Source organism: Chryseobacterium sp. A321, assembly GCF_054489265.1.
Window position 1 is genome coordinate 283,905 of sequence record NZ_JBTMWZ010000001.1, and the last position, 22,637, is coordinate 306,541.

A 22,637-nucleotide genomic window follows, 5' to 3' on the forward strand; every position below is an offset into this window, starting at 1 on the left:
GAAAAGGTGGAGTTACAGAAGTACATTTCTAAATTCCTAGGTAAAAAAAGCAGAAATTATTCTGAAAAAGAACTTGCACTTAGCTTGGGTATATCCAAAATTATTGGACAACCTGTAGGGCAAATAGAAGTGTATCAAGAGGCATTTACATTAAAAATGTCTTCAAAAAAAATAAAAAACTACGAGCGTCTTGAGTTTTTAGGCGATTCTATCTTAGGTTCTGTGATTTCTTGTTATTTGTTCGAAACCTATCCCAAGGCAAACGAAGGATATCTCACGCAGATGAAATCCAAAATTGTCAACCGTAAGAATTTGAATAAAATTGGTGACGATTTAAAGCTTACGAGCCTGATCCAAAATAAATTTTCTTCCGCACTGGGCGAAAACATTGCAGGAAATCTGTTTGAAGCGCTTATCGGTGCTGTTTATCTCGACATCGGGTATGAAGCTTGCCAAACCATTATTCTCAACAAACTTTTGACTCCAAAAGAAATTGGTAAATTAGAAAATAAAATCGTAAGTTATAAGGGACTCCTATTAGAGTGGTCTCAAAAGCAAAAGCTGGCCCTTCGTTACGAAACCACGGAAGAAGAGCAGCCCAATCACACCACGGTTTTTAGAACCACGGTCTGGCTCACAAGCGATAGAGTTTCAACCGCCACCGAGTCCTCGAAGAAAAAAGCAGAAGAAAAAGCCGCACAACGCGCTTTTTACACCCTAAATAAAAAAGAGCATATTCTTGAAAATTCAAAAACTCTTTCTTGAATCTGAGCGCGACGACGATCTTACTCTCGGGCTGGTACTTCTTACAAAACACCTACCAGACCACGAACTATTCTACCACATCAACAAAGCAAATGATTCGGATTTCACACGAATAAAAGATTTAGTGAAATGCGCCGAATACAACGACTATTACCACAATCGGTTTGAAGCCTATCATCAGGAAACGCAAACTTGTTTTCAATTTATTTCCAATTCTTCCTATCAAAAAATTCAAAAAAAACAAGTCCTTGAGTTATTCTCAGACGAGGAACATATTAATTTTTTGTTACCAAATCATAAAGAAGTGGACTACTTAATTAAAACCAGCGATGCATATGCCGATTTTTCCTTAATTTTGCAGCCGGAAAACCTTATGTTTCCAATCCAGCAATTTCTATTGAGTTCTAACGAGGAACTCTTTCAATTAATTCAATATTATGAATAAGCATCTAAAGAAAACTAAAATCATAGCGACGCTCGGTCCAGCCTCTTCTAAAAAAGAAGTGATGGCAGATCTTATAAAAGCGGGAGTTGACATCTTCCGTATTAATTTTTCCCATGCAGACTACGACCTAGTTAAGACCCACGTACAGTCCATTCGTGAACTCAACAAAGAGCTTGGTACTTCTGTGGGAATCCTAGGTGACTTGCAAGGACCTAAATTACGTGTGGGAGTTGTCAAAGAAGGCTCCTATTTGAATCCGGGAGACATCCTAACCTTTACCAACGAAAACATAGAGGGAAACTCTTCTCAAGTATACATGACCTATACAGAATTTCCGCGCGATGTAAAGGTTGGCGAGAGAATTCTGATTGACGATGGAAAATTAGTACTCCAAGTGACAGAAACCAATGAAAAGGATATGGTCAAAGCCGTAACCATTCAAGGGGGACCTCTAAGTTCAAAAAAAGGAGTAAACCTTCCTAATACAAATGTTTCACTTCCTGCATTAACTGAAAAGGACATCAAAGATGCGAACTTCATCTTAGACCTCGAATTAGATTGGATTGCTCTTTCCTTCGTAAGACATGCGCAGGACATCATAGATTTAAAGAAAATAATTGCAAGCCACCCGACCAATAAGCTTAAAACTCCAATTATTGCGAAAATTGAAAAACCGGAAGGAGTTAAAAACATTGATCAGATCCTATTGGAATGCGACGGCTTAATGGTAGCTCGTGGAGATTTAGGTGTAGAAGTTCCTATGGAGGAAGTTCCTGCCATTCAAAAACTTCTAGTTGAAAAAGCAAGAAGCTTTGCGAAGCCTGTAATTATTGCGACTCAAATGATGGAGACGATGATCAGCAGCCTCACTCCTACCCGCGCAGAAGTAAACGACGTGGCCAACTCGGTTTTGGACGGTGCGGATGCGGTTATGCTTTCCGGTGAAACTTCCGTAGGGAAATATCCGGTGGACGTTGTGAAAAACATGAGTAAAATTGTTAAGAACATTGAAAACACGCATTTTTACCAATCGAAAGTAAGTCCAATTGAAAAAGAATTCAATTGCATTGACGCGCGCTTTATCACCAATAGAATTTGTTTAGCCGCAGTGCGAATTGCAAAAACAACGGATGTGCAAGCGATCATCACTCTTACGTACTCAGGCTATACTGCGTTCCAGATTTCTGCGCATAGACCAAACTCTAACATTATCGTCTTTAGTGCAAACAAACGCGTAATTACGATGCTTAACCTTTTATGGGGTGTAAGAGCTTATTACTACGAAGGTTCAACGGGTACCGATGAAACCATTATAGAAGTAAACAAAATGGCAAAAGAATTAGCCTACGTCGAGGAGGAGGATTTCGTAATCAATCTAAATGCGACGCCAGCCGAACAAGGAGGCAAAACGAACACACTTCGATTAACTAAAATCTAAATCGAAGCCTAAACTAAAAACCCTGCAAATTCACTTTTGCAGGGTTTTTATATGCCTTTGCCTTTAATTGTGCTCGCGTCTACACGCTGCCAATGACCGACTTTCGAATCGTAAATTCATGAAGGGTTGCACTTGACAATTCCACGCCATATCCTGAATTCTTTCTTCCCCCGAATGGCATTCGCCAATCGGACCGGAAGATTTGATTAATGGCTACACTTCCTACTTCAAGTCCCTCTGCAAAAAATTGAGCCCGCTTTTTGTCTTTTGTATACACCGCACTAGCAAGTCCAAACATCGTATCGTTTGCAATACGCAGGGCATCTTTATCATTTTTCGCTTTAAAAACCATCCCTAAAGGACCAAAAAGTTCTTCACTTACAATCGGATTCCCAGGGTTGACTTCAATCAAACCTGGTTCGAAGCCCATTTCTCCGACCTTTTGGAGTGGACTTATGATTTTCGCGCCACCTTTAAGCGCCGCCTTGTATTGACGCACCAAATCTGAGGCTAAATCTGCCCTCGCCATTACGCTCATCACCGTATCTTTTGATTCGGGATCCTCAGACTGGTATTTTGCATACTCGGCAACGAACTGCTTTATGAATTTTTCGTAAATCTTCTCATGAATAATAAACCGTTTGGCTGCTACGCAGGTTTGCCCACAATTTTGCAATCTTGCCGAAGCCGCGTCCTTTGCCGCCTTTTTGATATTCGCATCGTCCAGAACGATAAAAGGATCACTTCCTCCGAGCTCTAGCACACATTTTTTTAAATTTTCTCCGGCTGTTTTCGCAATGGCACGTCCTGCACCTTCGCTTCCCGTTAAGGATACCGCCTTTATCATTGGATCCTGAATCAACTCCTCGACTTCTTGATGTCCGATTTTAAGATGGCTAAAGACTCCCTTAGGAAATCCTGCCTTTCTAAATAACTTTTCAATTGCATCCCCACTTTTTTCACAGATGGAGGCGTGCTTTAAAACCACTGTATTTCCTGCTAAAATAGTAGGAATTGCAAAGCGAAGCACTTGCCAAAAAGGATAATTCCACGGCATGACCCCAAGGATTACTCCCATAGGTTCAAAATGAATCTCCGAAATCTTCATTTCCGTCTTCACGTTCTGAGTTTGGAGTATAGGACCAAGTGTCGCATAGTAATGAGACATGCCTGCACATTTTTCGATCTCTGCAAGGGATTGCGAAATGGGCTTATGCATCTCTTTCGTGATAAGTTTTGCATACTGAAGCTTCAGCTCTAAAAGCAAAGCTGATAAATTTTCAAGCAAAGCTTGTCTTTCTTTAAAATCAATCTGCTTCCACGCCAAAAAAGCTTTGTTCGCAGACTTAAGTTTTTTATTAATAATTTCTTGCATAACGTAAAATTACAAAAAATAAGGCTAGTTAACTTGTCGCTAGAAACCATTCGTTGACTAAACTTGCCGCCAAACGACTGGTGCGGTGGTCTGGATCGTAAGTAGGATTCACTTCGGCCACGTCCATGGAAACAAGCTTATTTGAACTTAGAATTTCGCGCAAAATACTCATCACGCAAACCTCAGCAAAGATCCCGTTGTAAGCGAGTGCCGATACGCCAGGTGCAATGGCCGCGTTAAAAACATCCATGCAAATAGTTAAATAGAGAATGTCCGCTTCACTTGTGAACTGCACAATTCTTTCTTTTAGCGCAGGCAAATTTTCGAAATAGAGTTCTTCTGCTAAAATATACTGCATTCCAAGGGTGTGTGCCGTATCAAAAAGTGCCAGCGTATTGGAATTCCGCTGGATACCGATGTGGAGTGAATGAAGCGGCTCCTTTTGTGCAATTTGCCAAAATCCCGTTCCAGAACTCCCTAGCCCATTACTTGCCGGCTGCCGATTGTCGAAATGGGCATCTAGATTCAGAATTCCAATCTTCTTATCTGGGAAGGCAGACCGAATTCCGTTGAAATGCCCTAATGTAATTTCATGCCCGCCACCTAGCACAATGGATTTTGAACCTGTACGAAGGATTTGTGCAACCCTTTCGCTAAGCCTCGCTTGAGCCTTTTCTAAATCTCCATCCTCACAATCGATGTTGCCAAGATCATGGAGGAGCAAGGAATGACTAGTGACCGGGAAATTAGCCAGAGCCGTTCGAATCGTGTTAGGAGCGTGGCGAGCTCCCACTCTTCCTTGATTGCGCAAAACCCCTTCGTCAACTTCGAATCCGACAAGCGCATAGCCCGTCGAATTCTTAGGCAAGGTAAAATCCACGGCTTGAAACAACCGTTTCGCAAGCGGATTATCTCCGTCGTTTCTTCCGTTCCAAAAGGTCTTATAATTTCCCATATTGTAGTTCTCCGTTTACGAAGGTGGCACTTGGAGAAAGTGTCCCTTGGCGGTATAAAATATTTTGATAATTGTCGGTGTCAAAAAGAATAAAATCGGCTCTTTTTCCTTCTTCAAGAAGGCCACGATCCTCCAGCCCTAAGGCGTGCGCTGCACGGAAAGTAATTCCTGCGAGGACCTCGGCTGTACTTAGCTTCTCGTAAGTGGCAAGAATACTTGCCTGAGTGAGCAAATTGCCCATCGGTGCAGACCCCGGGTTCCAGTCACTTCCAATGGCGAGTATTGCTCCCTCATCAAGTAACTTGCGAGCAGGGGTGAAAGGTTCTCCAAGTCCTAAACTAGCACCGGGCAGTGCCACTGCTACCGTATTCGACTTGGCTAAGACCTCAATATCCTGCTGACTGCTTGCCTCTAAGTGATCTGCAGATTTTGCACCGACCTGTACCGCAATTTGAGAACTTCCGGGTGTAAACTGATCTGCATGCACTGTCAATTCAAATCCTAGTGCTTTCGCTTTTTCTAGATATTCGAGACTTTCCTCCGGTTGAAAGGCTGATTTCTCAATAAAAATATCAACTCTACGCGCTAAATCTTCCTTTCTAACGATCGGCAATATTTCCTCTAAAATATAAGCTAAATACGATTTTCCGTTATGATTGTCTTCTTCGTAATCTTTGGGCTTCATATGAGCTGCAAGACAAGTTGAGATCAGTGTAAGACTTGTTCGAGACCTTGCCTTTTGAATCACTCGAAGCATCTTTAATTCGTGCTCTAAATCAAGACCATACCCAGATTTAATCTCTATGGTGGTTACCCCAATCGATTGAAGGTATTCAATACGCTCAAGCATCGATTCTAACAACTCGTTCTCGTCAGCCTCCCGTGTATGTTTCACAGAGCTCCAAATTCCCCCTCCGCTTTGAGCGATCTCTAAATACGTACGCCCTGCGTTACGCATTGCAAAATCATTTGCACGGTTTCCCGAAAAACAAATATGTGTATGGCAATCGACGAGTCCAGGCAGAAGGATTTTGTCCCCTTGCACCTGCTCCACACTGCTCGCTTCCTTCTTAAGTAACTCAAAATCACCGAGCTTTTTAATGACCCCGTTGTCGATTAGGATACCAGCATCGGAAAGGACCTCAAGACTTTGGTCTGCAATCGCGCCGCGCAAAGGAAGACCTCTTAAGGTAATAATTTGTTTAAATGGACCTATTAATTTCATGAAGGTAAATTTAAACATTTGAAATTACGGAAACAAAGTTTTTGTACCCTCGGGCTGTATTCTTTAAAAAAGCTTAAATTTGAAAAGACAAAAACGATATTAAAATGCCAGACTTCCTTCATCCTGATAAAGAAAACTATTCTTTTGAGGAGCTCTCCCAAGAAGAGACGATCCGTCCTCAAAGTTTTGATGATTTCGCAGGTCAACAGAGGACATTAGACAATTTGCAGGTTTTTGTCGCAGCCGCAAAAAACCGTGGCGGAGCTTTAGACCACGTCTTGCTACACGGCCCTCCAGGGCTTGGGAAAACAACTTTGGCTCACATTATCGCCCATGAGCTCGATGTAAGCTTAAAGGTCAGCTCTGGGCCTGTTTTAGACAAACCTGGAAGTCTTGCCGGTCTATTAACCAACCTGGAAGAGAATGACGTACTGTTTATTGACGAAATTCACCGACTCTCTCCCATCGTGGAAGAATATCTTTATTCTGCCATGGAAGACTACAAAATTGACATTTTATTAGAAACGGGACCGAATGCCCGTAGCGTGCAAATCGCTTTGAATCCTTTTACTTTGATTGGCGCAACGACTCGAAGTGGAATGCTCACCAAACCCATGCTTGCTCGATTTGGCATCCAAAACCGTCTTGAATATTATAACACGGAACTCCTCTCTACAATCATTCAACGAAGTGCTCGGGTTCTCGGCATCAAAATCTATGAAGATGCAGCTATTGAGATCGCAAGACGTAGTCGAGGAACACCCCGTATTGCCAATGCACTTTTGAGAAGAGTGCGCGATTTTGCAGAAATTAAAGGCAACGGCGAAATTGAACTTAAAATCACAAAATTTGCCTTAGACTCCCTTAATGTAGATGAAAATGGACTTGATGAAATGGACAATAAAATCATGCGCGTCATGATTGAAAATTTCAAAAGCAAACCGGTGGGTATTTCGGCTTTGGCCACCTCCTTAGGAGAAAATCCAGAAACTTTAGAAGAAGTATACGAACCCTTTCTTATACAAGAGGGATTCATCATTCGAACCCCTCGAGGCCGAGAAGTAACCAAAAAAGCCTATTTGCACTTGAAACTAAACCCTCCCTCTAATCCAGGATCTCTTTTCTAGAAAGGGGTAAATTGTGTAAAAAGCGCATCCCAGTTCGCCTTAATTTGCTTAAATTTAGGCATCTAATTCAAGTAAAATAGAATCAAATTCCAAACTATATGAAACTCTATCCTATTCAATGTGGAAATTTCAAACTCGACGGCGGTGCCATGTTTGGCGTAGTTCCTAAATCCCTTTGGGAAAGAACTAATCCCGCAGATGAGCGAAATTTGATTTCCATGGGGATGCGATCCCTTTTAATCGAAGACGGAAAAAAACTTATTCTAATTGACTGTGGTCTTGGAGACAAACAAAATGAAAAATTCTTCAGTCATTACTCGCTTTTTGGAGACGAGAGTCTTGAAAAAAATCTAGCGAAATACGGTTTTGTGAAAGACGACATTACGGATGTCTTTTTAACCCATCTGCATTTTGATCATTGCGGGGGCGCCATAGAATGGAACGATGAGAAAACCGGTTATCGTCCTTCATTTAAAAACGCAACCTATTGGAGCAATGAAAGCCATTGGGATTGGGCAGTAAACCCGAACCCAAGAGAAAAAGCAAGCTTTTTAAGTGAAAATATTCTTCCCATTCAAGAATCGGGACAACTTCAAATGCTCCCCTTACCTTCCCAAGGGAATTATGGATTTGCGCCTGAACTAAAGATGGACGTCATTTTCGTGGACGGTCATACAGAAAAACAAATGCTACCTGTACTTCAATACCAAGGCAAAACAATCGTTTTTGCGGCGGATTTAATTCCTACGGCTGGACACGTTCCACTTGTTTATGTCATGGGCTACGACACGAGACCTCTTCTCACAATGGAAGAAAAAGATCGTTTCTTAAAACAGTGCATCGACAATGACTATCTCTTGTTTTTAGAACATGATGCTTACCATGAGCTTGCAAGTCTGAAGATGACAGAAAAAGGAGTTAAACTGGATCAAACCTATAGTTTTGATGAAGTTTTTGGGTATTAATTTCTCCAAAGCAACCATTTCTTTTAATTCTATCTTCTCGCGTTTAGCAAATTCTTTATCTTTGAACTTTAATTAAAAAATTATGGACATTTCAGAAGAAGGCGATACGAGTACGCCTGAACCCGAGCCGAAGGTGATCGGTTTAACTGGAGGCATTGGCTCCGGAAAAACCACCGTGGCAAAGTATATTGAACAAATGGGATATCCCGTTTACAATTCCGATCAAAGAGCAAAAGAGATCGTAAATATTGATCCTCTACTCAAAACAAAAATCATTGAGCTACTAGGCCCCGAGTCCTACAATACAGAAGGAGAATACAACAGAGCTTTTGTTTCAAGTGTTGTATTTGAAAACTCCCAGCTGCTCACCTCCCTAAACCATCTGATTCACCCTGCAGTGAAAAAAGATTTTGAAAACTGGACTCGTAATCAATCGGGGCCTTATGTATTCAAAGAAACAGCCCTACTCTTTGAATTAGGACTGGACAAAGAATGTTACAAAAGCATCCTAGTGACTGCCGAAGACAATATACGAATCAAACGGGTTATGGATCGTGATTCCAAAACTTACCGCGAAGTTGAAAACGTAATGGATCAGCAAATGGCAGAGAAAGACAAGGTTCGAAAAACCTCCTTTATTATTTACAATAATGAAGATCTAATAGAACTAAAAGAACAAACCACAAGCGTGCTTGAAAAACTTTTTGCCAAGCAAGATTAGCACTTCGACTCCTACTAACAAACAAATCCCACCGTAAAGGTGGGATTTGTTTGTTATCTATTTAGAAGCGTCTAAAATTTATAGGCAATGTTCCATGCGAACCCTACATTAAAATTGGACGATGACTTCCCAAAACCGGGAACAATCATAGGCACAATTTCTTCTTGCTTCGTGCTGTAAATCAAATAGCGAGGCTGTAAATTCACATCGACGTAAAACGAACTTTTAAAGAGCTGAACCCTTCCTCCAATGGCTCCTTCAATCCAAACGCTGGTCTGGTTGGAAGGATCGAATCCCACAAAAGAATCCCCTCCTTGGCTGCCTCGAACGGGCACTTTTACGTAATGCTGCTCATACATAGAGGCGGCTAATTTAGGTCCTGCATAAAATCCATTGAATTCATTCTCTGCGTCTTTCATAAGCATGTAAAACCCACCCGCTCTCAAATAAGCTCCTTTGGCATAGGCCTCATATCCATTCTTGTCATAGAGATTATCCTCATACCCCAACTCGGCGATCAAGTGAAGGTCCTTCTTCAAATGTGTTGAAATAAACCCTTGATAGACTTTTCTATCGGAGAAGAAAGATACGCCTGCATTAAGCAAATCTCCTCCTACCATAAAATTGGGTTGGTATTTCTTTTTGATTTGCAAAGAGTCTTGCTGCTGAGCAAAAACACCTACAAATACAAAACTAAAAAACAAGATAAAGGTGCGTAGGCAATTCATCGGTAACCGTGGTTTGTGCTTGCTCAAGTCGTATAACCTCAGCGCTAGTTTCTAATTTACTCTCTAAATCGTGATATAATTTTTTTATTCCGCATGCGGGTGACACGTATTTAGACTCCGACGTATATGAAATCCTAATTTTACTTGCACTCGCCTCGGGCGAGGTCCGAACGTACAAATCTGTAAAATTCTGATTGTCTACTCGTAGGGGAACCATTATAGAATCCACCCTCTGCATGTCTATGACATTCTTTGGTCCGTCGCCATAATCGACATCTAAGATAAGTCGAGATACTTGCAAATCCTTAGTACCCTCCTTAAATTTGATTTTCAGTCTAGGTGTGGCTTCTCCGCTGACGCAGATGTCGTCATCAGAACCACAGGAAAAAAGGAAAAGCAAACTTAGAAGGGAACCAAAGATATATTTCATATAAAGTCTTATTTCGGATCTAACGCCTTTTCGATTTGATAATCGAGGTCAGCAAAATGATAACGCTGCATGCGGTCAGCACTAGAGCTTGCTCGTCCTTTTGCTTCCTTTTGGATTTCCATAAGCACACCTCTAGCGACTGCAGTTACATCAGAATTAGAGGACATACTGAAAGAGGAACCTCTTGCTCCCGAACTTGCTGCGCTAGGTTTTGCAGAAACAAGCGATACTAACGTGTTTACATAGTTACGTTGTAAGTTTCGCTCATATAAGTCAGGTGAGGAACTATTCCACACGTATCCTTTTAAATCTTGCATATATTCGTCTAAGGAATATGCATTCTTATCCACAGATTGAGAAGTGTACATTTTTTGAAGAATCATCGGACTTAAAATACGACTTAGTACATTCTTTTGAAGCCCTTCCACCACGCTCACAGGAGATTTATTTGTGTTTTCAAACACTTCCTTCTTCATGAGCCATTCCGGCGTTTTGAAGATCTGTTCGTTAAGGAAACCAAGCGCTTCTTTCTGTTCTTGTTTTGAAACCACTTCGTAGACAGGACCTCTCTGCTCAATGGTTTTTGGAGTTTCTAATTCCCCTCCAACGTATTTAGAGACATGCCCTAAATAACGGTTAAATTGACTTGTAACTTGATCATACATGGTCGACAAATTCGAGTAATCTTCATTGTCCACTCGAGTCCATTTGTCTAGGTCTTTCATGATCCTTTGCAAGTTCTTAATTCCGTAGCTACTTCCTACCATTGCATTATCTCCTACTTGCTCGCTTTGCGATCTTGGGTCAAATGGATTGGATTCCGTACCGAACCAAAGTCTTTTGTTCTCAAGTTCTTTCATCACCCATTTGTTCAGATGAGTTTTTTCTGCATCGGGAGTTTTAAATTGGTCGAATCTTCTGTAACCCCACTCAATTGCCCATTTGTCGTAATCTCCAATTCTAGGCATAATACCTAAATCTCCCACTTTATCCTCCGGTTGTGCTACGTAATTGAATCGAGCATAGTCCATGATGGAAGGGGTATGTCCATTTTTCTCTAACCACTTTTTGTCTCTTAACTTCTCTACAGGAACTGTCGAAGATGATCCAAAATTGTGACGCAGACCAAGGGTATGCCCCACTTCGTGGGAAGAGACAAATCGAATCAACTCGCCCATCAACTTGTCGTCAAATTCCATGGTACGTGCTCTTGGATCGTTTGGTGCCGCTTGCACAAAATACCAGTTTCTAAGTAGAGACATTACGTTGTGATACCAGTTAATATGACTCTCCATGATTTCACCAGTTCTTGGATCTGAAATAGAAGGTCCTGAGGCATTGGGTACATCCGAAGGCTTATATACGATTGCGGAAAACCTTGCGTCTTCCAAACTCCATTCTGGATCGGTTTTGCTGCTAGGCACTTTGCCCACAATGGCATTTTTAAATCCAGCCTGTTCAAAAGCAACTTGCCAATCGTTAACTCCAGCTATTAAGTAAGGCACCCACTTTTTAGGGGTTGCAGGATCTATATAGAATACAATTTGTTTTGCAGGTTCAACCAGTTCTCCTTTGTTGTACCGTGCCACGTCTTGTGGTTTTGGTTCGAGTCTCCATCTTTTAATTACAGAAACACGCTTCACACCTTGAGGATCTAAATCAAAATCTGTATACCCTACCGTGAAATACCCAACACGCGGATCGAAATAACGAGCCTGCATTTTATTTTCCGGTAAAAGAACCAGAGAAGAATTGATCTCAACCGTATAGTTTCCACTAATGACTGGACGGTTCGCAGCACTGACGCTCGGGTCTACTCTCCCTGCGGTTCTAGCAAACGTCTTGGTCGTATTAATTTCAATATTGGTTGGGAATGACTTTACGTAATTTGTAAAGGATTTGTCTTTTTGTAACGCTCCAACACGGTAGGAGTTCTTTCTTGAAGCCGAGAAACTAACTAGTTCGTTATCGGCATTGATTAAATCTGTAATCTCCACGACCGTAGACTTCTTCGTAGGTCCATAGGCTTTGATATCAAAGGCATGTACAATTGCATGAGTGTTATTTCTAATTACAGAATTGTACATCGATGCTGTTGAATCCTGAACGTAATCCGCATAGGAGATGGAACGAATGAAAAGCTTATCTGAAGGTCCTTTTTCAAAAGATACCACATGCTGCGCAATTTGATCGCCTGCATATCCAGTGGTTCCTGTTCTCATTCCGGCTGCTGCCTTGGTCAGTCTGCTAACCAGTAGGAATTCCTTTTTTAAAACGGAATCTGGGACTTCAAAGAAGTACTTGTCGTCAATTTTGTGGACGGTAATAATGCCCTGATCGCTTTTGGCTTTGGCCGTGATCACGTCTTTATAAGGCTTGATTTTCACAGGCGCTTTAGCCGCCGCTGGAGTTGCCGCTTTCGCTTTTGCGGAGTCGGCCTTGACCTTTGCAGAATCACTTTGTGCCTGCATTAGTCCACCGGAGACGTGCAATGCAATCACGAAAAGGAAAATACTGATTTTCTTCATGGAGTTTAAATTTTGCTAAAGATAGCAAAATTATTGTTCTCAAAGCCTTTCTAATAGGGCAATATTTTCAACATGATGGGTTTGAGGAAACATGTCAACCGGCAGCACTTTTACTACTTTATAATGGTCTTTCATAAGTGCAATATCTCTAGCCTGCGTGGCAGAATTACAACTCACATAGACAATTCTCTCAGGAGACAATTTGAGAATTTGTTCTACTACTTTTTGGTGCATCCCATCTCTAGGTGGATCCGTAATTAGCACGTCTGCTTTTGGGTGTGACTCCAAAAAGGAATCGGTGAATACTTCTTTCATGTCACCGCAGTAGAAACTACAGTTCTCAAGGCCGTTTAATTTTGCATGAGCTTTCGCAGCATCGATGGCTTCTGGCACCGATTCAATACCGATCACTTGCTTTGCATAACGGGCGACGTACTGGGCGATGGTCCCCGTCCCTGTATAGAGGTCATACACCACCTCGTCACCTTTTAGGTCCGCAAACTCTAAGGTTTTACGGTAGAGCTCTAATGCTTGTTTGTAATTGGTTTGAAAAAAAGATTTGGGTCCAATCTTAAATTCAAGACCGTCCATTTGCTCCATTAGAAAACCGCTACCGTAGTACGTTTGGATGTCTAGATCGTAAACGGAATCGTTCCCCTTTGAATTTATTGCGAAGAGTAAAGTTGATATTTTTGGGAATTTTTCAAGTAAATAAGCAAATAGGGCTTTTTGATTTTCAGGTTCTTCTCTATACAATTGGAACAAAACCATCCACTCTCCACTTGAATTTTGTCTTAGCATTAGGGTTCTTAAAAATCCTTCTTGATTTCGAGGATCAAAGAACTCTAGTCCTTGCTCTATTGCGAAGTCGCGCACGGCAATTCGAATTGCATTGGAGGGATCCTCTTGCAAGTGGCATTCGCTTAGATTCAATATCTTACTCCACATTCCGGGAATATGGAAACCTAAGGCATCGCGAGAACCTAAATTCCCTGACGAATCGATCTCCTCTTGGGTAAGCCAACGGGAATTTGAAAAGGAAAATTCCATCTTGTTGCGATAGTAATAGGGCTCATTGCAACCCAATATCGGCAAAGCATCAAAATTATCAACACCACCAATTCGACGAAGATTATTAAGAACTTCTGACTCCTTATACTCTAATTGCTTTTCGTACGAGAGATTTTGCCATTTGCATCCTCCACACACTCCGAAATGAATGCATTTTGGTTTCACTCTATCTGGAGAAGCCTGAACTAGCTCATGTACTTGTGCTTCGTAATACTTACTTTTAGACTTCTTCACTCTGGCATGAACCACGTCACCGGGCACTGCGCCCGAAACCAAAACAGTTTTTCCTTCAGGAGTTTTTCCAACGGCGACTCCTTTGGCACCTGCAGAAGTTAAAGCAATGTTTTCAAGAATAAGGGTTCTTTTTTTCATTTGGCAAAAATAAGCTTTTCCGATGTAACAATAAACACATAATTGCCTTCCAAACTCAACTCTATATAAATGACTCGCCACCAGCCAGCGCACCCATTCAATATAAATCTGGTAATTAATTGGTAGAATAGAAGCATCATTGCAGAAAGTCCTCAAAGTCTTTGTGAACTGCGTGATTAATTATTTTAAAAATGCTTGCACTTTACATGTGGGCATATCGCTGGTTTTAGATAAAAAAACCTCGCAAATTGCGAGGTTTTTTGTTTTTATATAATTTGTCCCGTTCTTATTTTGCAGCTTCTTCACCGGATACTGGCTCTGCAGAAGGAGCGGTTGCAACTTCTGGAGCAGGCTGCTTAACACCTGATAGCTTTTCCATGGATTCCCCAAACTGTGGATCTTGTAGACTGAAGAAAGGTCTAGCGAACAGCTTCCCGTCTTTGTCTAATAACACATAACTTGGAATTTTAAATCCGTACAATCCGAAATCTTTCGCTGCTTTCGCGTTAATACCGCCTTCTACCCAGTACTGAGTCCCTGGGAAATCTTTAAACAAAGCAGTACTTGTTTTTTGGAATTGATCCTTCGTATCGTCCAAATTGACAAACACATAATTCACTTTGTCGCCATAGGTATCTGTCACGGCTTTGATTGCAGGAACTGTCGAAACAGCAATCCCTGGATTCCAAGACGCATAGAAGACAACAAACGAAGGTTTCGTTTTAAGGTCGGATAAAACCACGCTCTTCCCTTCTTTGTCCATCAATTTAAGCTCTGGAGCTTGTCCTTCTTTATGACCCATTAAAACCACTTGAAGTTTCTTCAAATCCGTTTTAATCTTTGAATCGCTAACCGTTTTGTCTATCAAAGCTGTAATGCGATCGTAATTTTTGCTATTCATGAAGTTTAAGTCTCCTTGAGTTAAAACGTAGGAGAAAAAGTAATCTTTTGCTGTAGCAGAGAGATCTTTTCTTGTTTCAAGATAGTTTGCAAACGTTTCAGAAACCAGTTCTTCTCCTGGTGCTTTGGCGGGCAAACTTGCACGGTATTTCTGAAAATCACCATTCAATTGATTCAATTGATACTCTCTAAACATAGGGTAATCGCGAATCATTTGATCGCTATTGCTTAGCATCTGGTCCTTAACCTTCTTGAATTCAGCACCGGTTTTGAAATCCGCTTTCTGAGTGGCTTGTCCATGCATTTGTGCATATCCGTCTAAAACACCCAATAGTCTTGCTTTCGCCTCTTGCTTTTTGAAGTCTAACACATCCGAATCGGCTTTGTGCTTTTTAGCACTAGCCTCAAAAATAGAATACACAGAATCTTCTATGGATTTGAAATCTTTCAAGAAGGCAGCTTCGTCCTTTTTAATTAACTCTTCCATATTGATTTTAAGTGCATAGGTTTCAAATCCAGTCTGTGCATCTTTTAGGAAGTCATTGTTGGGTTTAGCATCTCCCTTGATCACATAGTTCGTTGGGAAGCTAAGACCTACTCCTTCAATTTCAAGGGTCTGACCTTTTTTAAGGTACACTACGTTTGATGCTCCACCATAGGTAATGACGTAAAGTCCATTTTTCTCGGCTTCAAACGAGCCTGAAAACTCTCCTTTGGCATCCAAGCCCATATTGAGCAGCGGAAGTGTACTAACACTTGAGGTTTCTATAATCTCAACACGTTCTAAAGGGGATCCACCGGTCAATTTCCCTTTGATTTCTACTTTTTTTGAACACGAGACAGCAAAAAGCGCCATCGCAAATACTAACAAATATTGTTTCATGATTAATCTTTTCAAACTGCGCAAAATTAAGCTATTGCCTAGTTTCAGCGAAATATATTTCACGAATTTATGAAAAGTTTAACCAAAAAAAATATCGTCCCACTTCTGTGGGACGATATGCGATATAAATAGTTTGAATTTATCCTTTGTTTGTAAGAGCACCCATGTATTCACGGTTCATTCTTGCAATGACTTCAAGAGAAATTCCTTTTGGACATTCCACCTCACAAGCCCCAGTATTGGAACAGTTTCCAAATCCTTCTTCATCCATAGTTTCTACCATGTGAAGAACACGTCTTTTCGCCTCAACACGTCCTTGAGGAAGGAGTGCGAATTGAGAAACTTTTGCCCCTACAAATAACATTGCAGAACCATTTTTACAAGTTGCTACACAAGCGCCACAACCAATGCATGCTGCTGCATCCATCGCTTTGTCTGCGTCCTCTTTCGGAACTGGAATTGCATTTGCATCAAGGGTGTTTCCAGAGGTATTCACGGAAACAAAACCTCCAGCAGCCATAATCCTGTCGAATGCAGAACGGTCTACTACAAGGTCTCTAATTACAGGAAACGCAGCACTTCTCCACGGTTCGATTGTAATGATTTCCCCATCTTTGAACATCCTCATGTGCAACTGACAAGTTGTAATTCCTGTGTCAGGTCCGTGGGGACGGCCGTTAATGTATAACGAGCACATACCACAAATCCCTTCTCTACAGTCGTGGTCAAAAGCCACCGGCTCTTTTCCGTCATTCACTAGATTCTCGTTTAAGATATCGAGCATTTCTAGGAAGGATGAATCTGTCGATACATCAGAAATTTTATATACTTCGAATTGTCCTTTTGTTTTATTGTTCTTCTGTCTCCAAATCTTCAGAGTCAGATTAAGTCCTTTTTTTGCACTCATTTTCTTTACTGTTTAGGAGATGAATTAAATTTCTCAGTACGACCACATGAATTACCAGTTATTACGGGATTCCATGAAGTCTTCACGCTGCTCACCTTACGTAAGGTAAAAGTTTTTAATCCTTTCATATCTTACTTATTTGTAGCTTCTTTGTTTTACTTCGATGTTCTCGTATTCTAGCCCTTCCTTATGCATTATTTCTGCATTGATGTCTTGGCCTTGATACTCCCAAATAGCAGCATACATAAAATTCTCGTCATCTCTTTGTGCCTCACCCTCTGCGGTAGAATGGTCTACTCTGTAATGGCCTCCACAAGATTCTTTTCTTTCTAACGCGTCTTTCGCCATTAGTTGTCCTAATTCTAAGAAGTCCGCAACACGGAAAGCTTTTTCTAATTCCATGTTCATCGAATTGGCTTCTCCGGGAACCTTCACATCTTTCCAGAACTCGTTTCGTACTTCTTCAATTTCTCGAATTGCTTCTTGCAAACCTTCCGGCGTTCTTGCCATACCCACTTTGTTCCACATAATGTGACCCAATTTCTTGTGGAAATAATCTACAGAGTGTGTTCCCTTATTGTTGATAAAGAAATCGATTCGATCTTGTATTTCTTTCTCGGCTGCATCAAAATCTGCAGTCTGAGTTGGGATTTTACCGGTGCTAATGTCTGCAGACAAATAATCGGCAATCGTATAAGGAAGAACAAAATAACCGTCTGCGAGACCTTGCATAAGTGCCGAAGCTCCTAGGCGGTTGGCACCGTGGTCCGAGAAGTTTGCTTCTCCAATAACGAAGCAACCTGGAATTGTAGATTGCAAGTTGTAATCTACCCAAACACCTCCCATGGTGTAGTGTACGGCAGGGTAAATTCTCATTGGGGTTACGTACGGGTTGTCTGCAGTAATCTTTTCATACATGACAAATAAGTTCCCATATTTCTCCTCTACCCAGGCTTTTCCTAGATCATAAATCTGTTGATCGCTCGGGTTATGAATATTTTTTTCAATGGCAGCTTCTTTTCCTTTCTTCGTTATTTCCGTAGAAAAGTCTAAGAACACCCCTTCTTTCGTGTCGTTATTTTCAATTCCGAATCCTGCATCACAACGTTCTTTCGCTGCACGCGATGCTACGTCTCTTGGAACTAAGTTCCCAAAGGCAGGATAGCGGCGCTCTAAGTAATAGTCTCTATCTTCTGCTTTAATATTTTCGGCTTTCAGTTTCCCTTCTCTAATCGCTTGGGCATCTTCAATCTTTTTCGGTACCCAAATACGTCCAGAGTTACGTAAAGACTCAGACATTAAGGTTAATTTAGATTGTTGCGTCCCGTGCACCGGAATACATGTCGGGTGAATCTGTACATAGCAAGGATTTGCGAAGTAAGCCCCCTTCTTATGTATCTTCCAAGCAGCAGAAGCATTTGAACCCATTGCGTTCGTAGAAAGGAAATAAACATTACCATATCCTCCCGACGCAATGACAACCGCGTGAGCAGAATGTCTTTCAATTTCACCTGTCACCAAGTTCCGCGTAATAATTCCTCTCGCTTTGCCATCCACTAAGACCAAGTCCATCATTTCATGACGGTTATACATCTTAATTCTACCTTTTCCAATCTGGCGACTCATGGCTGAGTAAGCACCAAGCAAAAGTTGCTGACCGGTTTGTCCTTTTGCGTAAAAAGTTCTTTTAACTTGAACCCCACCGAACGAGCGGTTATCAAGTTGACCTCCGTATTCTCTCCCAAAAGGAACCCCTTGAGCGACACATTGGTCAATAATATTGGCAGAAACTTCCGCTAAACGATAAACGTTTGCTTCTCTTGAACGGTAATCTCCCCCTTTAATAGTATCGTAAAAAAGACGGTAAATGGAATCCCCATCTCCTTGGTAGTTTTTCGCAGCATTGATACCTCCCTGTGCAGCAATTGAGTGTGCACGACGAGGAGAATCTTGGTAGCAAAATGCTTTCACATTGTATCCTTGCTCTGCCAAAGTCGCAGCGGCCGACCCTCCTGCGAGACCCGTACCGACCACAATAATATCAATTTTATCGCGGTTGTTTGGCGAGACCAAGTTCATATGATTTTTATGATTTGTCCATTTGTCCTCGAGCGGACCTACTGGAACTTTTGAATCTAATTTATTCATATCTACTTTGATATTATTATGTTAAAAAATGAAATACCGCAACAAAGATGAATCCTGCTGGAATTAGTATCGAGTACCAATTTCCTATGGCTTTGATGGCTGGCGTGTATTGTGGATGCCTTGCACCAATGGATTGGAATGAGGATTGGAATCCGTGCGCTAAGTGAAGACCTAATAAAATAAAGGAACCCACATAAAGAACCACTCTCCATAATTCAGAGAACTGAACTCTTAAATGATCAAAGTCGGTACCTGTACTTTCAGCCCCTAAGTAATTTTTTGAAATCGTAGGAAACCAAAAATCAAGCAAATGAACTCCTAAGAACACCAGGACTACCGCCCCAGAAATAATCATATTCCGTGACATCCATGTGGAATTCGCGGAAGCTCCATTCACTGCATACGAAACAGGTCTTGCCTTTCGATTCTTGATTTCAAGAACAAATCCCATAATGAAGTGGAACAAAACGGCCAACAATAAGATCGGCTGCATTAAGAACTGAATTAAAGGATTATTTCCCATGAAGTGCGATGCCTCATTAAACGCATCGGCACTTATAACGGACAAAAAGTTGACTGCCAAGTGCATGATGAGAAAAATCAACAAAAACATTGCCGACAATGCCATTGCATACTTTCTACCAATTGTAGAACTAGTTAAACCTCCCATATAAAAATGTTAATTTGAATTTTGACAAAGTTAAAAAATTGTTAAGGTCAAAGCGAGTGAGAAAAATCACAATCGCCTAGTTTATAATATTTCTAAATAGTAACCCTTAATACTTAAGCACTTAGAATGAAATTTAGTGATAAACCAATCAAAAATCGCAAAGATATCTACTAAAATTGTCCTCGGATCCTTCTAATTTCCGTTTACAGCCGTAGTGATTAGTTCGGCTGCTTTTTCACTAGCTCCACTTCCTCCTAGAAGTCCTCGAAGCTCTTGGTAGTCGTTGAGAACCTGCTCACGCTTAGGTCCGCTAAGCACTTTCTTTAACTCGAGGACGAGAAGGTTTTCGGTCAATTCATTCTGAATTAGTTCTTTAACTACCTCTCTTTCCATAATTAAGTTGACCAGACTAATGTACTGAATATTTTTCAACAATCGTTTTGCAATTTCATAAGAAACTCGACTTCCTCGATAACACACCACTTGCGGCACATTCAAAAGAGCCGTCTCTAAGGTGGCTGTGCCTGAGGTCACTAGCGCAGCTTGCGAGACTCTCAGCAAATCATACGTTTGATTAGAGACAAAATGGACTTTCGAATCTGTGAATTGCTCATAGAAACTTGGGGCAAGGCTTGGGGCACCCGCTATTACAAACTGATAATTTAAAAAATGAGATCGAACGGAGAGCATGGTCTTAAGCATTTTCTGAACTTCTTGCTCTCTTGATCCTGGCAGAAGTGCAACAATAGGTTCTTGTCCTAGTCCATTGCGCTCTAAGAAAGAAACTCGGTCCAGTGGCCCGAGTTCCCCCACTGCATCGAGCAAGGGATGACCTACGAACTCCACTTGAATACCGTGCTTTTCATAAAATTCTTTTTCGAAAGGTAGGATCACTAACATTTGATCTACATCTTTTCGAATGGATTTGACCCGACCTTCTTTCCACGCCCACAATTGGGGAGAAATATAATAGACAACGCGAATCCCTAACTCTTTTGCAAACTTTGCAATCCTCAGATTAAATCCAGGATAATCAATCAAGATAAGAACATCAGGCATGTAGGACTTAATGTCATTTTTGCAAAATCGAATGTTGGTTAAAATGGTCTTGAGGTTTAAAACCACTTCTAGAAACCCCATAAAGGCAAGGTCCTTAATATGCTTTACGGGCTCAACACAAACCGCTTGCTTCATAAGATCTCCGCCCCAAAATCGAAACTCAGCATTGGAATCTTTTTGAATAAGTGCCTTGATTAGATTAGAGCCGTGCAAATCCCCTGAGGCTTCTCCCGCAATAATATAATATTTCATGAGTATCTGATGATTTATGATGTTGGCGAAAATCCCTAAAAAAATGGCAAGAACCTCGCGATTGCAATTTACAATTAAGGTTTCAAAGTTATTGCTAATTTTTGATATTTATGTAAAACTGAGCCCCGAGCCTACTTTTCAAGTCCATACTATTAATTTTGTTTGAGTGCTTTCTCGAAAACCTATTTCTGCCAACCTTTAAAATCTGCTCCTTTTTTGAAACCTCAAAAGGCAAAGTCTGAATATCTCATTCCATTCTTGATTTTGTATCTTTGTGAAGGAAAATGAACTGAACTTTTTTAGTTCAAAATCACACTGCATTAGGATGCTTAGAAGGTCCTTGTTCCGTTTAATGGAAATTGCAGGCACAACAAACACTCGATGGCGCTTTAAAAAGCACCCTCAAGTTCAAAAACTGAAGAGATGGAAGAAACATTTGAAATCAAAAACAAAATAGCTGAAAGTGGACTCATAAACTTTGATATAGCTTCACTGGTGCCCGTAGGAAAACGTGTGGGACTTGATATTAAAGATTTTTTATTTCAGGAATTAATCTTAAAAGAAAAAGATTTTCGTGAGAAAGTAGAAAATCTAGATCCCACTGAATTCCAAGACACCTATGTATATGTATACAATTCAGTGGATGCGATTGTCCCTTTATGGGCCTATTTTTTGATTGCCTCGAAACTAACAGGGCACGCAAAGAAGGTGATCTTTGGAAACGAAAAAGATTTGGAAGTCCTCCTACTTCATGAAGCCATTGAATCCACCGACTTTAGTACGTATGAAGGAAAAAGAATGCTCGTTAAAGGATGCAGTGATTTTGATATTCCAGAAAATGCATACATAGAGCTCGTTCAAAAACTCAAACCCATTGCAAAATCTATGATGTTCGGCGAAGCCTGCTCAAATGTACCGATATTCAAAAATAAAGCGGGGTAAAGCCTAATGCTTCTGGAAAGGTAGGTACAATATTTGCTAATATCTTTTTATAATCAAATACCAAAACAACTATGAGCTTACTAGATCTAATCGCTGGAAATGCAGGGAATCAAGTTGCGCAACGCGCGGAAAACAAATTCGGGATTTCTAAAAATCAAATTATTGCGCTTCTCGCTGTAGCCGCACCTGTGGTAATTTCCTATCTAAAAAACAAGACAAAGGACAAAGCAGAAGCGGAGTCTTTAAGCAATGCGTTGGACAAGGATCATGACGGAAGTATTTTAAATGACCTTTCGCAGATTGACGCAAGAGAACAAGAAGGATCTTCTATTTTAGACCATATTTTTGGCTCGCAAAAGACACAGGTTGAAAACCAACTTTCTCAAAACACAGGGATTTCAATGGACAAAATTGGCCCTATTCTATCGATGCTTGCCCCCGTAATCATGGGCTACATAGGAAACCAAAAACAATCGAACCATGTAGATTCAGGAGGCATTGGGGACCTTCTCGGTGGAATCTTAGGTCAAGCTCAGCAACAGGCTCAAGGAGGAAACAATCCACTGAACGATATTTTAGGCCAAGTTCTAGGATCTACGACACAAAACTCTAGCTCGAATCCATTAGAAGATTTGCTTGGAGGGGTATTAGCATCCGATACGAAAGAACAAAACAAAGGCGGACTTGGAGGACTACTAGGAAGTATTCTCGGACGAGGCTAAACCCAATAA

General features: G+C 41.0%; 20 protein-coding genes. 8 read left to right on the plus strand and 12 right to left on the minus strand.

All coding sequences use genetic code 11. The features are described 5' to 3' along the window. Positions 1-6: 6 nt before the first annotated feature. Genes rnc through pyk form a run of 3 tightly spaced genes read left to right on the plus strand, consistent with a single transcriptional unit; the run spans position 7 to position 2,648 of the window. Positions 7-765 (plus strand): ribonuclease III, encoded by a 759-nt coding sequence (rnc, locus tag ACX3PZ_RS01390; RefSeq protein WP_459084704.1) that lies wholly within the window; start codon positions 7-9, stop codon positions 763-765. Further along, complete coding sequence (locus tag ACX3PZ_RS01395; RefSeq protein ID WP_459084705.1) at positions 740-1,210, plus strand: IPExxxVDY family protein; 471 nt, start codon at positions 740-742, stop codon at positions 1,208-1,210. The genes rnc and ACX3PZ_RS01395 overlap by 26 nt, the downstream gene beginning before the upstream one ends. Next, complete coding sequence (gene pyk, locus ACX3PZ_RS01400) at positions 1,203-2,648, plus strand: pyruvate kinase (protein ID WP_459084706.1); 1,446 nt, start codon at positions 1,203-1,205, stop codon at positions 2,646-2,648. The genes ACX3PZ_RS01395 and pyk overlap by 8 nt, the downstream gene beginning before the upstream one ends. 79 nt (positions 2,649-2,727) lie before the next feature. On the opposite strand, the gene ACX3PZ_RS01405 is transcribed toward pyk, so the two are convergent. From ACX3PZ_RS01405 to hutI, 3 genes are read right to left on the minus strand one after another with little or no spacing between them, the layout of a single operon-like run. Further along, positions 2,728-4,023, minus strand: coding sequence for an aldehyde dehydrogenase family protein (locus ACX3PZ_RS01405; RefSeq protein WP_459111837.1), 1,296 nt, complete (start codon positions 4,021-4,023; stop codon positions 2,728-2,730). Positions 4,024-4,051: 28 nt separating this feature from the next. After that, the gene (gene hutG / locus ACX3PZ_RS01410; protein WP_459084708.1) at positions 4,052-4,978 is read right to left on the minus strand and encodes a formimidoylglutamase; all 927 of its coding nucleotides are present in this window, start codon (positions 4,976-4,978) and stop codon (positions 4,052-4,054) included. Then, positions 4,965-6,203 carry an imidazolonepropionase gene (hutI, locus tag ACX3PZ_RS01415; RefSeq protein WP_459111838.1) on the minus strand — a complete coding sequence of 413 codons (1,239 nt, stop codon included), beginning with the start codon at positions 6,201-6,203 and terminating at the stop codon, positions 4,965-4,967. The genes hutG and hutI overlap by 14 nt, the downstream gene beginning before the upstream one ends. Positions 6,204-6,307: 104 nt before the next feature. Between hutI and ruvB the strand changes: the two genes are divergently transcribed. From ruvB to coaE, 3 genes are all read left to right on the plus strand, one after another. Beyond that, complete coding sequence (gene ruvB / locus ACX3PZ_RS01420; protein WP_459111839.1) at positions 6,308-7,330, plus strand: Holliday junction branch migration DNA helicase RuvB; 1,023 nt, start codon at positions 6,308-6,310, stop codon at positions 7,328-7,330. A gap of 98 nt (positions 7,331-7,428) precedes the next feature. Beyond that, positions 7,429-8,295, plus strand: a complete 867-nt coding sequence (locus tag ACX3PZ_RS01425; RefSeq protein ID WP_459084712.1) for an MBL fold metallo-hydrolase — start codon at positions 7,429-7,431, stop codon at positions 8,293-8,295. 82 nt (positions 8,296-8,377) lie between these two features. Continuing rightward, positions 8,378-9,016 (plus strand): dephospho-CoA kinase, encoded by a 639-nt coding sequence (gene coaE, locus ACX3PZ_RS01430; RefSeq protein ID WP_459084713.1) that lies wholly within the window; start codon positions 8,378-8,380, stop codon positions 9,014-9,016. A gap of 71 nt (positions 9,017-9,087) precedes the next feature. Here the strand turns inward: coaE and ACX3PZ_RS01435 are convergent, their stop codons facing one another. The 9 genes from ACX3PZ_RS01435 to lpxB form a co-directional block, all read right to left on the minus strand. Then, on the minus strand, positions 9,088-9,744 hold the full coding sequence (locus ACX3PZ_RS01435) for a DUF6048 family protein (RefSeq protein WP_459111840.1): 657 nt from the start codon (positions 9,742-9,744) through the stop codon (positions 9,088-9,090). Continuing rightward, positions 9,710-10,174: a DUF6452 family protein gene (locus tag ACX3PZ_RS01440; RefSeq protein ID WP_459084717.1), complete on the minus strand. Its 465-nt coding sequence runs from the start codon at positions 10,172-10,174 to the stop codon at positions 9,710-9,712. Before ACX3PZ_RS01440 ends, ACX3PZ_RS01435 begins: the two co-directional genes overlap by 35 nt. Positions 10,175-10,182: 8 nt before the next feature. After that, complete coding sequence (locus ACX3PZ_RS01445) at positions 10,183-12,702, minus strand: zinc-dependent metalloprotease (protein WP_459084718.1); 2,520 nt, start codon at positions 12,700-12,702, stop codon at positions 10,183-10,185. Positions 12,703-12,741: 39 nt separating this feature from the next. Further along, complete coding sequence (gene rlmD, locus ACX3PZ_RS01450; protein WP_459084719.1) at positions 12,742-14,145, minus strand: 23S rRNA (uracil(1939)-C(5))-methyltransferase RlmD; 1,404 nt, start codon at positions 14,143-14,145, stop codon at positions 12,742-12,744. 286 nt (positions 14,146-14,431) lie between these two features. Then, positions 14,432-15,928 (minus strand): TlpA family protein disulfide reductase, encoded by a 1,497-nt coding sequence (locus ACX3PZ_RS01455; RefSeq protein WP_459111841.1) that lies wholly within the window; start codon positions 15,926-15,928, stop codon positions 14,432-14,434. A gap of 139 nt (positions 15,929-16,067) precedes the next feature. After that, positions 16,068-16,835, minus strand: a complete 768-nt coding sequence (locus ACX3PZ_RS01460; protein WP_459111842.1) for a succinate dehydrogenase/fumarate reductase iron-sulfur subunit — start codon at positions 16,833-16,835, stop codon at positions 16,068-16,070. A 135-nt stretch (positions 16,836-16,970) separates the two neighbouring features. Continuing rightward, entirely contained in the window at positions 16,971-18,983 is a 2,013-nt protein-coding gene (locus ACX3PZ_RS01465) for a fumarate reductase/succinate dehydrogenase flavoprotein subunit (protein ID WP_459111843.1), read from the minus strand. A gap of 16 nt (positions 18,984-18,999) precedes the next feature. Continuing rightward, entirely contained in the window at positions 19,000-19,653 is a 654-nt protein-coding gene (locus ACX3PZ_RS01470) for a succinate dehydrogenase cytochrome b subunit (protein ID WP_459084724.1), read from the minus strand. Positions 19,654-19,845: 192 nt separating this feature from the next. After that, the gene (gene lpxB / locus ACX3PZ_RS01475; RefSeq protein ID WP_459084725.1) at positions 19,846-20,964 is read right to left on the minus strand and encodes a lipid-A-disaccharide synthase; all 1,119 of its coding nucleotides are present in this window, start codon (positions 20,962-20,964) and stop codon (positions 19,846-19,848) included. 423 nt (positions 20,965-21,387) lie between these two features. Here lpxB and ACX3PZ_RS01480 point away from each other — a divergent pair, with 423 nt between their 5' ends. Together ACX3PZ_RS01480 and ACX3PZ_RS01485 are read left to right on the plus strand one after the other, a co-directional pair. Then, positions 21,388-21,906 (plus strand): DUF2480 family protein, encoded by a 519-nt coding sequence (locus ACX3PZ_RS01480; RefSeq protein ID WP_459084726.1) that lies wholly within the window; start codon positions 21,388-21,390, stop codon positions 21,904-21,906. A gap of 71 nt (positions 21,907-21,977) precedes the next feature. Then, the gene (locus ACX3PZ_RS01485) at positions 21,978-22,628 is read left to right on the plus strand and encodes a DUF937 domain-containing protein (protein ID WP_459111844.1); all 651 of its coding nucleotides are present in this window, start codon (positions 21,978-21,980) and stop codon (positions 22,626-22,628) included. Positions 22,629-22,637 lie beyond the last annotated feature (9 nt).

Bases quoted from the DNA above. Each gene is read 5' to 3' on its own strand.
- ruvB (WP_459111839.1), top strand. From the start codon at position 6,308: ATGCCAGACTTCCTTCATCCTGATAAAGAAAACTATTCTTTTGAGGAG.
- rlmD (WP_459084719.1), bottom strand. From the start codon at position 14,145: ATGAAAAAAAGAACCCTTATTCTTGAAAACATTGCTTTAACTTCTGCA.
- ACX3PZ_RS01480 (WP_459084726.1), top strand. From the start codon at position 21,388: ATGGAAGAAACATTTGAAATCAAAAACAAAATAGCTGAAAGTGGACTC.
- ACX3PZ_RS01425 (WP_459084712.1), top strand. From the start codon at position 7,429: ATGAAACTCTATCCTATTCAATGTGGAAATTTCAAACTCGACGGCGGT.
- ACX3PZ_RS01455 (WP_459111841.1), bottom strand. From the start codon at position 15,928: ATGAAACAATATTTGTTAGTATTTGCGATGGCGCTTTTTGCTGTCTCG.
- pyk (WP_459084706.1), top strand. From the start codon at position 1,203: ATGAATAAGCATCTAAAGAAAACTAAAATCATAGCGACGCTCGGTCCA.
- ACX3PZ_RS01405 (WP_459111837.1), bottom strand. From the start codon at position 4,023: ATGCAAGAAATTATTAATAAAAAACTTAAGTCTGCGAACAAAGCTTTT.
- ACX3PZ_RS01460 (WP_459111842.1), bottom strand. From the start codon at position 16,835: ATGAGTGCAAAAAAAGGACTTAATCTGACTCTGAAGATTTGGAGACAG.
- ACX3PZ_RS01465 (WP_459111843.1), bottom strand. From the start codon at position 18,983: ATGAATAAATTAGATTCAAAAGTTCCAGTAGGTCCGCTCGAGGACAAA.
- hutI (WP_459111838.1), bottom strand. From the start codon at position 6,203: ATGAAATTAATAGGTCCATTTAAACAAATTATTACCTTAAGAGGTCTT.
- hutG (WP_459084708.1), bottom strand. From the start codon at position 4,978: ATGGGAAATTATAAGACCTTTTGGAACGGAAGAAACGACGGAGATAAT.
- ACX3PZ_RS01440 (WP_459084717.1), bottom strand. From the start codon at position 10,174: ATGAAATATATCTTTGGTTCCCTTCTAAGTTTGCTTTTCCTTTTTTCC.
- ACX3PZ_RS01470 (WP_459084724.1), bottom strand. From the start codon at position 19,653: ATGGGAGGTTTAACTAGTTCTACAATTGGTAGAAAGTATGCAATGGCA.
- ACX3PZ_RS01445 (WP_459084718.1), bottom strand. From the start codon at position 12,702: ATGAAGAAAATCAGTATTTTCCTTTTCGTGATTGCATTGCACGTCTCC.
- lpxB (WP_459084725.1), bottom strand. From the start codon at position 20,964: ATGAAATATTATATTATTGCGGGAGAAGCCTCAGGGGATTTGCACGGC.
- coaE (WP_459084713.1), top strand. From the start codon at position 8,378: ATGGACATTTCAGAAGAAGGCGATACGAGTACGCCTGAACCCGAGCCG.
- ACX3PZ_RS01435 (WP_459111840.1), bottom strand. From the start codon at position 9,744: ATGAATTGCCTACGCACCTTTATCTTGTTTTTTAGTTTTGTATTTGTA.
- ACX3PZ_RS01485 (WP_459111844.1), top strand. From the start codon at position 21,978: ATGAGCTTACTAGATCTAATCGCTGGAAATGCAGGGAATCAAGTTGCG.